Origin of the sequence: Polaromonas sp. CF318 (genome assembly GCF_000282655.1) — a bacterium.
Lineage (GTDB): Bacteria > Pseudomonadota > Gammaproteobacteria > Burkholderiales > Burkholderiaceae_C > Polaromonas.
On the sequence record NZ_AKIV01000098.1, the window covers coordinates 1 to 8,791 of the forward strand.

Sequence of the window (8,791 nt, forward strand, 5' to 3'; positions counted from 1 at the left end):
CTTTGCCGGGCCGCAGGCGCAGCGGCCCCCTCGGGGGGCAGCGCACTACACGAAGTGAAAAGCGTGGGGGCCATCTACAGCGGCCGGTTTTGGTCGGGGTCCGGCGCGCGCCGCTGCGGCACCAGCAGCAGCACGCTCACGACGGGCCACAGCAAGGCCTCGATCAGGGGCGCCAGCAACATGATCCAGCCCGGGAAGATGCCGCCGCCTATCATGCGGATCACCAGCTCGACAGCGTGCGCCACGGCAAACAGCGGCAGCACCTGCAGGGCCTGCGAGGGCACGGTGAACCAGAGCAGGCGGCGATGGATCATGGTGGCGAAAAAGCTCAGCGCCGTGTACGACAGCGCGTGCTGGCCCAGCAGCGAGGACTGGTGCACGTCCATGCCCAGGCCGAACATGAAAGCCACGCCTATGCCCACGCGCAGCGGCTGGTGCACGTTCCAGAACACCAGCACCAGCGCGAGGAAGTCGGGCATCCAGGGCACGCGCCCCAGGGGCAGCATGTCCAGCAGCAGCGCCGCGATGAGGCTGCACCAGATGAACACCGGGTTGGCGGGCAGCAGCAGCTGCTGGCCTGAGCGCATGATCATTTCGCGGCCCCTTTTTCTTTCTTCTTGGGCGCGGCCTCGGGCGAGTCGGCCTCGGGCCGCGGCGGGATCAGGCCGGTGCCGGGCTTGACCACCATCACGTGCCGCGCCCCCGTCACCAGCGCCTGGGGCGTGCAGTAAATCTTGGCGAAGGCTGACTCGGCGCGCCGCTCGATGCGGCTGATCCTGGCCACCGGCAGGCCGGCCGGGTAGACGCCGTCCACGCCGCTGGTGGTCAGCAGGTCGCCCTGCTGCACGTCCGAGTTGCTGCCCATGAAGCGCAGCTCCAGCCCGCTGCCCGAAACCGCCGGGTCGCCATAGGCCACGCTGCGCGCACCGGTGCGCACATTGAGCACGGGAATGGCCAGGTCGCGGTCCACCAGCAGGGTGACCTCACTGACCAGCGGATGCACGCGCGTGACCTGGCCGAGCACCCCGGACTCGTCCAGCACCGGCGAGCCCAGGTCCACGCCCTGGGCCATGCCCTTGTCGATGATCACCTTGCGGGTATAGGGGTCGGCCGCGTCGTACAGCACCTCGGCGGCCATGACCGGCGTGCTGAGCTGCTCGCGCAGGCCCAGCAGTTTGCGCAGGCGGTTGTTTTCCTGGGTCAGCTGCTCGACCTGGCCGGCGCGCATCGACTGCAGCGCCAGCTTGCGGCCGGCTTCCTCGCGGGTCAGTTGGGCCTGGCTCAGGGTGGTGAAATATTCGCCGCCGCCGCGGATGGCGCGCACCGGCTGCAGCGCCAGCCATTGCACCGGGTACAGCGCGGTGGCGAGCACGGCGCGCACCGGCTGGGTGATGCGAAAGCGGGTGTCGGCGACCATCAGGAACAGCGACAAGGCGCTGAAGAACATCAGCTTGGACAGCGCCGACGGCCCCTGTTTGAAAAAGGGCGGCGGGGATCTGTCAAGGGTTCCTAAGGGCATGGTTCGCTGTCAAGCTGGCCCCGCTTCATGCCGGCGCGCGGCACGAGATACGGCGTTGCGCTTATTCCGAGGTGAAGATGGAACCCAGACGATCCATGCGCTCCAGGGCGATGCCGCAGCCGCGCACCACGCAGGTCAGCGGGTCTTCGGCCACCAGCACCGGCAGGCCGGTTTCCTCGGCCAGCAGGCGGTCCAGGTCACGCAGCAAGGCGCCGCCGCCGGTCAGCATCATGCCGCGCTCGGCAATGTCGGCACCCAGCTCGGGCGGGGTCTGCTCCAGCGCGTTCTTCACGGCGCTCACGATGTTGTTGAGCGGGTCGGTCAGGGCTTCCAGGATTTCGTTGCTGGAAATCGTGAAGCTGCGCGGCACGCCTTCGGAGAGGTTGCGGCCCTTGACTTCCATTTCCTTGACTTCGGAGCCGGGGAAGGCCGAGCCAATGCTCTTCTTGATGGCCTCGGCGGTGGGCTCGCCGATCAGCATGCCGTAGTTGCGGCGGATGTAATTGATGATGGCTTCGTCGAAACGGTCGCCGCCGACGCGCACGCTGCCCTTGTAGACCATGCCGCCCAGCGAGATCACGCCGACCTCGGTGGTGCCGCCGCCGATGTCGACGACCATGGAGCCGCTGGCTTCCGAAACAGGCAGGCCGGCACCGATGGCCGCGGCCATGGGTTCTTCAATCAGGTACACGTCGCTGGCGCCGGCGCCCAGGGCGCTTTCGCGGATCGCGCGGCGCTCGACCTGGGTCGAGCCGCAGGGCACGCAGATGATGATGCGCGGGCTGGGCTTGAGCAGGCTACGCGGGTGCACCATCTTGATGAACTGCTTGAGCATCTGCTCGGTCACGGTGAAGTCGGCGATCACGCCGTCCTTCATGGGCCGTATGGCTTCGATGTTGCCGGGCACCTTGCCTAGCATGGCCTTGGCTTCGTGGCCAACGGCCTGGATGGTCTTCTTGCCTTGGGGGCCGCCTTCGTGGCGGATGGCGACGACGGAGGGCTCATCGAGCACAATACCGCGGTCGCGTACAAAAATCAGGGTGTTGGCAGTGCCGAGGTCAATGGCCAGGTCGGTGGAAAAATACCGACGAAATGCTTCAAACATATGCAAGAGTCCAGTTGGGGCATGGGCATACTTCGTTGCGCCATCACCTTTTTATTGATTAAGCCATTATCGGGAAAGTCGGGCCAGAGGCGTTGGAAACCTTGCTTCAGGCACCTAAAAAGCGCCTAAAGAGTGCATCCAGCCCTGATTTCACACCAAAGGCGGGATAATACCGCATCCCCTGTAGATCAATGGGTCCATGAGGGCCGTTTTTTCAGCTTTACACCTCGTTTCAGGCCCTCGTTTTCCCGCTATTTTCCCCTGCCTTTCCCCTCGAATTCCGCTGTATTTTCCTTCATACCTACCCATGGCATTGACACCCCAAGACATCGCCCGCGTCGCCAACCTGGCGCGGCTGGAATTGCGCCCTGACGAAACCGAGCACACCCTGAGCCAGATCAACGGCTTTTTCGCCCTGGTGGAACAGATGGAAGCCGTCAACACCGAGGGCGTGGAGCCGCTGGCCCATCCGGCGGCCGTGATCGGTGAGGTCGCCCTGCGCCTGCGTGAGGACGTCGCCAGCGAACCCAACCAGCGCGAAGCCAGCCAGGTCAGCGCACCCGCCGTGGAACGCGGCCTGTTTCTTGTGCCCAAGGTGATCGAATGAGCGGCGCCCTGAACAACACCGAACTGCACGACCTGGGCGTCGCGCAGTTGGCCGCCAAACTGGCGGCGCGCGAGGTCTCCAGCGTCGAAGTGACGCAACATTTCCTGGCCCGCATCGGGCAGGAACAGCTGGGCGCCTTCCTCGCCACCGACGCGGACGTGTCCCTGGCGCAGGCCAAAGCCGCCGATGCGCGGTTGGCCGCCGGCGAACGCACGCCGCTGCTGGGCGTTCCGCTGGCGCACAAAGACGTTTTCGTCACGCGCGACTTCCCCACCACGGCCGGCTCGAAGATGCTGGAAAACTACCGCAGCCCGTTTGACGCAACCGTCGTGAACCGGCTCGGCGTGGCGCAAGGCGCCGGTGCGGTCACGCTGGGCAAGCTCAACTGCGACGAGTTCGCCATGGGCTCGGGCAACGACAACAGCGCCTACAAGCCGGTGAAAAACCCCTGGGATACCAGCCGCATTCCGGGCGGCTCCTCGGGCGGCTCGGCCGCCGCCGTGGCCGCGCGTCTGGTTCCGGCCGCCACCGGCACCGATACCGGCGGCTCGATACGCCAGCCGGCCTCGCTGACCGGCATCACCGGCATCAAGCCCACTTACGGCCGCTGCTCGCGCTACGGCATGGTGGCCTTCGCCTCCAGCCTGGACCAGGCCGGCCCGATGGCGCGCAGCGCGCTCGATTGCGCCCTGCTGCTCTCCAGCATGGCCGGGCCCGACCCGGACCGCGACTCGACCTCGCTGGACCTGCCCGCCGCCGACTATGCGGCCGACCTGCTGGCCGCGCGCCCCGCCTCCGCCGGCGACAAGCCGCTCAAGGGCCTGCGCATCGGCCTGCCCACGCAGTTCTTCGGCGCCGGTTGCGCGCCCGACGTGCTGGCCGCCGTGCGCGGCGCGCTGGCCGAATACGAAAAGCTGGGTGCCACGCTGGTCGACGTCAGCCTGCCGCTGACCGAGCTGTCCATCCCGGTGTATTACGTCATCGCGCCGGCCGAAGCCAGCAGCAACCTGAGCCGCTTTGACGGCGTGCGCTACGGCCACCGCGCGGCGCAGTACGGTGACCTCAACGACATGTACAAAAAGTCGCGCAGCGAGGGCTTCGGCGACGAGGCCACGCGCCGCATCATGATAGGCACCTACGTGCTGTCGCACGGCTACTACGACGCCTACTACCTCAAGGCGCAAAAAATCCGCCGCCTGATCGCGCAGGACTTCCAGACCGCGTTCACGCAGTGCGACATCATTGCCGGCCCGGTGTCGCCCACCGTCGCCTGGAAGATCGGCGAAAAATCCGACGACCCGGTGGCCAGCTACCTGGCCGATATCTACACGCTCTCATCCAGCCTGGCCGGCTTGCCCGGCATGAGCGTGCCGGCGGGCTTCGGCGCCGGCGGCATGCCCGTAGGCCTGCAGTTGATCGGCAACTACTTCAAGGAAGCGCAACTGCTGGGTGCCGCCCACCAGTTCCAGCTCGCGACCGACTGGCACCTGCGCCAGCCCCCAAGCCTCTGAGTGATTTGACATGAGCCAGACCCAACCCACCGTCAACCCCTTCGCTGAAATGCAGGCCGGTCGCCCCACCGGGCCGCTGGTGCAAGGCTACGAAGTCATCATCGGCTTTGAGACCCACACGCAGCTCACCACGCAATCGAAAATCTTCAGCCGCGCCTCCACCGCCTTCGGCGCCGAACCGAACACGCAGGCCAGCGCCGTAGACTTCGCCCTGCCCGGCGCGCTGCCGGTGATGAACAAGGGCGCGGTGCAGCGCGCCATCGAGTTCGGCCTGGCCGTCAACGCGCACGTCGCTGAGCGCAGCGTGTTCGCGCGCAAGAACTATTTCTACCCCGACCTGCCCAAGGGTTACCAGATCAGCCAGTTTGAAATCCCCGTGGTGCAGGGCGGCAGCGTCGAGTTTTTCCTGGACGGCGAAAAGCGCTCGGTGCGCCTGGTACGCGCCCACCTGGAGGAAGACGCCGGCAAGTCGCTGCATGAAGACTTCATCGGCATGAGCGGCATAGACCTGAACCGCGCGGGTACGCCGCTGCTGGAGATCGTGACCGAACCCGACATGCGCTCCTCGGTCGAGGCCGTGGCCTATGCCAAGGAGCTGCACAAGATCGTCACCTGGATCGGCATCTGCGACGGCAACATGCAGGAAGGCAGCTTCCGCTGCGACGCCAACGTCTCTGTACGCAAGCCGGGCGAGCCGTTGGGCACGCGCCGCGAAATCAAGAACCTGAACAGCTTCAAGTTCATGCAGCAGGCCATCGACTATGAGGTGCGCTGGCAGATCGGGCAGATCGAAGACGGCCACGCCATCGAGCAGGCCACCGTGCTGTTCGACCCCGACACGGGCGAGACGCGCAGCATGCGCACCAAGGAAGACGCGGCCGACTACCGCTATTTCCCCGACCCCGACCTGCCGCCGCTGGTGATCTCGCGCGACTGGGTGGAAAAAACCCGCTCGGAAATGTCCGAGCTGCCGCGCGTGATGGCGGCGCGTTTCGTCAGGGACTACGGGCTGCCCGAGTACGACGCCGGCCAGCTCACGCAGAGCAAGGCGACGGCCGCGTTTTTTGAGGCGGTGGCCGAGGCCAGCCAGCAAGCCAAGCTGGCCAGCAACTGGGTCATGGGCGAGTTGTCACGGCGCCTGAACAGCGAAGAGAAACCGATCGAGGACTCCGCCGTCAGCGCCGCGCAACTGGCGAGCCTGATCACCCGCATCGCCGACGGCACGATTTCCAACAACGCCGCCAGGCAGGTGTTCGACGCGCTATGGACCGGCGAGGGCTCGGGCGTCGACGCCGTGATCGAGGCCAAGGGCCTCAAGCAGATGAGCGACACCGGTGAACTCGAAAAAATCATTGACGACGTGCTGGCCGCGAACGCCAAAAATGTGGAAGAGGTCAAGGCCGGCAATGCCAAGGCCATGAACGCGCTGGTCGGCCAGGCCATGAAAGCCACCAAGGGCAAGGCCAACCCGGCGCAGGTCAATGAGCTGTTGAAGAAAAAACTGGCTTAGGAAGCTGCTCCCGGGGACACCGGGCGGCCTCGCCCGCCCTCGTTCAGTTTTTGGCGCTGGGCGCCGGCGGGGGAATGGATCCTTCCCTCAGGGCCCACAGCTGCTTGAGCTTGACCAGCTCTTCGTCAAAGCGCTGGTTGACGCGCTTTTTCTCCTGCTCCTGGTCCTGGACGAACTTCCTCTGCACGGCCGAACTGGCCTCGTTTTCTTCCACTTTGCGCTTGAGCGCGGGTGGCGCCTTGCCGGGGTCTTTCGCGTAGAACTCGAATTCCGCCTGGATGGCTTTGCGCTGCTCGGCCAGTTCCGCCGTCCGCTTGTTGGAGGCCTTGATGACCTCGTCGACCTGGGCCAGGGCGATAACGCGCTCCTGATCATGCACCGCGCGGCTGGGATAACGCAGCAGCAGGGCGCGGTCGCGGCGTTTGTCCTCGGCCTCGCGCGCGCGCGCCTCGGCGGCGGCCTTCTCCTTTTCTTCCTGCGCCGCGCGCTCCTGTGCGGTCAGCGAAGGCCCCACCTCGCGCTTCACCGTGCCCGATCGGTTCAGTTCCTGCTGGGTGCGGTCCATGCACTCGGCGATCGGGCGGTCGGCCGTGATCTTGCGGCCTTTGCCGTCCACACAGGTGTAAATGCGTTGGGCCGCGGCCTGGCTCGCCATGAAGGCAGCCGACACCCAGATGACTATTAGCGCTGTTCGCAAGAGCAAATCGACTCCTTAATCCACGCCGTAGCGTTCCCGGTAGGCCAGCACGGCCTGGTAATGCGTCTTCAGAGACAGTGCATCGGGGCCGCTGGACCCCGGCGTGTCGCCCTGTGCTGAGAGATATTGCAGCAAGTCCGTCAGGCGCGCAATCGCGCAAACCTGAAGGCCCAGGTGCTTCGTAACATATTGCACGGCACTATGGCTCACGTCCACGCCGTTTTCCGTGGCCTTCTCCTGGCGGTCCAGCGCCAGCGCCACCGCGTGGGGAACGGCGCCCGCGGCCTGGATGATGGCGATCGATTCGCGCGCGGCGGTGCCGGCGGACATCACGTCGTCAATGATGAGCACGCGGCCCTTGACCGGCGCGCCGACCAGCGTGCCGCCCTCGCCGTGGTCCTTGGCTTCCTTGCGGTTATAGGCGAAAGGGTAATTGCGCCCCAGCCGCGCGAGTTCGATGGCCACCGCCGCGGCCAGCGGGATGCCCTTGTAGGCCGGCCCGAAAATCATGTCGAAAACCAGGCCCGTGCGCTTTTCCTCGGCCAGCAGGTGGCGCGCATAGAATTGCGCCAGCCGTCCCAACTTGGCCCCGTCGTCGAACAGGCCGGCGTTGAAAAAATACGGGCTCATGCGCCCGGCCTTGGTCTTGAATTGCCCGAAGCGCAGCACGCCCGCCTCCACGGCGAACTGCACGAATTCCTGTGCCAGCGCGCCGTCTGCGGAAGTTGCCCCGTCCCTGTTGTCCTGTTGTTGCCCTGCCGTGCTCATTGGAAGTCCCATGTTTAAATTGACCAGCCTCAACCTCAACGGTATCCGCTCCGCGGCCAGCAAAGGCCTGCTGGACTGGGTTGCGCAGTCTATGCCGGATTGTATTTGCGTGCAGGAGCTCAAAGCCCAGGCGGCCGACATGAGCGGCCGCTTCGAGGAAATCGCCGGCCTCAAGGGCTATTTTCATTTCGCCGAGAAAAAAGGCTATTCCGGCGTGGGGATCTACACGCGCCATGAGCCCAGCGACGTGATCGTGGGCTACGGCTCGACCGAATTCGACGCCGAAGGGCGCTATGTGGAGCTGCGCTTTGACAGGCCCGGGCGCAAGCTGAGCCCCAAACTCTCCATCATCAGCTGCTACTTCCCCAGCGGCTCCTCGGGCGAGGAGCGCCAGGCCGCCAAGTTCCGCTTCCTGGCCGAGTTTTACCCGCGCCTGCTGGCCCTGAAGGAGACGCGCGATTTTGTGCTGTGCGGCGACGTCAACATCGCGCACCAGGAAATCGACCTGAAGAACTTCAAGGGCAACCGGAAAAACAGCGGCTTCCTGCCCGAGGAGCGCGCCTGGATGACCGAATTACTGCGCAACGCTGAACTCGCGAATGAAGCGGCTGAGGAACTGACGCAGCGCACCGGCCCCTCGGTCAGGGGCGGCGGCATGGTCGACGTCTACCGCAAGCTGCAGCCCACGGCGACCGACGCGGCCTACACCTGGTGGAGCAACCGCGGCCAGGCCTATGCGAAGAACGTCGGCTGGCGCCTGGACTACCACCTGGCCACGCCGGCCTTCGCGGCGCTGGCCCGCAGCGAGCACATCTACAAGGAACAGCGCTTTTCCGACCACGCGCCCATGAGTGTGGACTATGAATTCATGATCTAACCCCCGTTCAGGCTCACTTCGTGTAGCCTGCTCCCCCCTTCCAGGGGGCGGCGCCTGGGGCCGGCAAAGCCGGACCCTCGGCCCCCGCTGGTGAATACCCCCGCTGTTTACGCCACTGACTCCTCATGCAAGCCGGGGCCGCGGAACCGGCTTTGCCGGGCCGCAGGCGCAGCGCCCCCCGAGGGGCTGGAGCCCGC

At 65.7% G+C, this 8,791-nt stretch carries 9 protein-coding genes; 4 read left to right on the forward strand and 5 right to left on the reverse strand.

Annotated elements, in window-relative coordinates; translation table 11 throughout:
* Positions 1 to 74: 74 nt before the first annotated feature.
* From mreD to PMI15_RS17825, 3 genes are all read right to left on the reverse strand, one after another.
* The gene (mreD, locus tag PMI15_RS17815; RefSeq protein WP_007872240.1) at positions 75 to 593 is read right to left on the reverse strand and encodes a rod shape-determining protein MreD; all 519 of its coding nucleotides are present in this window, start codon (positions 591 to 593) and stop codon (positions 75 to 77) included.
* Complete coding sequence (mreC, locus tag PMI15_RS17820; RefSeq protein ID WP_007872242.1) at positions 590 to 1,519, reverse strand: rod shape-determining protein MreC; 930 nt, start codon at positions 1,517 to 1,519, stop codon at positions 590 to 592. The genes mreD and mreC overlap by 4 nt, the downstream gene beginning before the upstream one ends.
* 61 nt (positions 1,520 to 1,580) lie before the next feature.
* Complete coding sequence (locus PMI15_RS17825) at positions 1,581 to 2,624, reverse strand: rod shape-determining protein (RefSeq protein ID WP_007872262.1); 1,044 nt, start codon at positions 2,622 to 2,624, stop codon at positions 1,581 to 1,583.
* A gap of 307 nt (positions 2,625 to 2,931) precedes the next feature.
* Here PMI15_RS17825 and gatC point away from each other — a divergent pair, with 307 nt between their 5' ends.
* From gatC to gatB, 3 genes are read left to right on the forward strand one after another with little or no spacing between them, the layout of a single operon-like run.
* The gene (gatC, locus tag PMI15_RS17830; RefSeq protein WP_007872263.1) at positions 2,932 to 3,231 is read left to right on the forward strand and encodes an Asp-tRNA(Asn)/Glu-tRNA(Gln) amidotransferase subunit GatC; all 300 of its coding nucleotides are present in this window, start codon (positions 2,932 to 2,934) and stop codon (positions 3,229 to 3,231) included.
* Positions 3,228 to 4,742 carry an Asp-tRNA(Asn)/Glu-tRNA(Gln) amidotransferase subunit GatA gene (gene gatA, locus PMI15_RS17835; protein ID WP_007872264.1) on the forward strand — a complete coding sequence of 505 codons (1,515 nt, stop codon included), beginning with the start codon at positions 3,228 to 3,230 and terminating at the stop codon, positions 4,740 to 4,742. The genes gatC and gatA overlap by 4 nt, the downstream gene beginning before the upstream one ends.
* Before the next feature lie 49 nt (positions 4,743 to 4,791).
* Entirely contained in the window at positions 4,792 to 6,252 is a 1,461-nt protein-coding gene (gatB, locus tag PMI15_RS17840; RefSeq protein WP_036839778.1) for an Asp-tRNA(Asn)/Glu-tRNA(Gln) amidotransferase subunit GatB, read from the forward strand.
* A 43-nt stretch (positions 6,253 to 6,295) separates the two neighbouring features.
* Here the strand turns inward: gatB and PMI15_RS17845 are convergent, their stop codons facing one another.
* On the reverse strand, positions 6,296 to 6,907 hold the full coding sequence (locus tag PMI15_RS17845; protein ID WP_007872274.1) for a DUF4124 domain-containing protein: 612 nt from the start codon (positions 6,905 to 6,907) through the stop codon (positions 6,296 to 6,298).
* A 57-nt stretch (positions 6,908 to 6,964) separates the two neighbouring features.
* A complete protein-coding gene (gene pyrE / locus PMI15_RS17850; protein WP_007872275.1) occupies positions 6,965 to 7,717 on the reverse strand; it encodes an orotate phosphoribosyltransferase in 753 nt (250 codons plus the stop codon).
* Positions 7,718 to 7,727: 10 nt separating this feature from the next.
* Between pyrE and PMI15_RS17855 the strand changes: the two genes are divergently transcribed.
* The gene (locus PMI15_RS17855) at positions 7,728 to 8,594 is read left to right on the forward strand and encodes an exodeoxyribonuclease III (protein WP_007872278.1); all 867 of its coding nucleotides are present in this window, start codon (positions 7,728 to 7,730) and stop codon (positions 8,592 to 8,594) included.
* Positions 8,595 to 8,791: the final 197 nt, after the last annotated feature.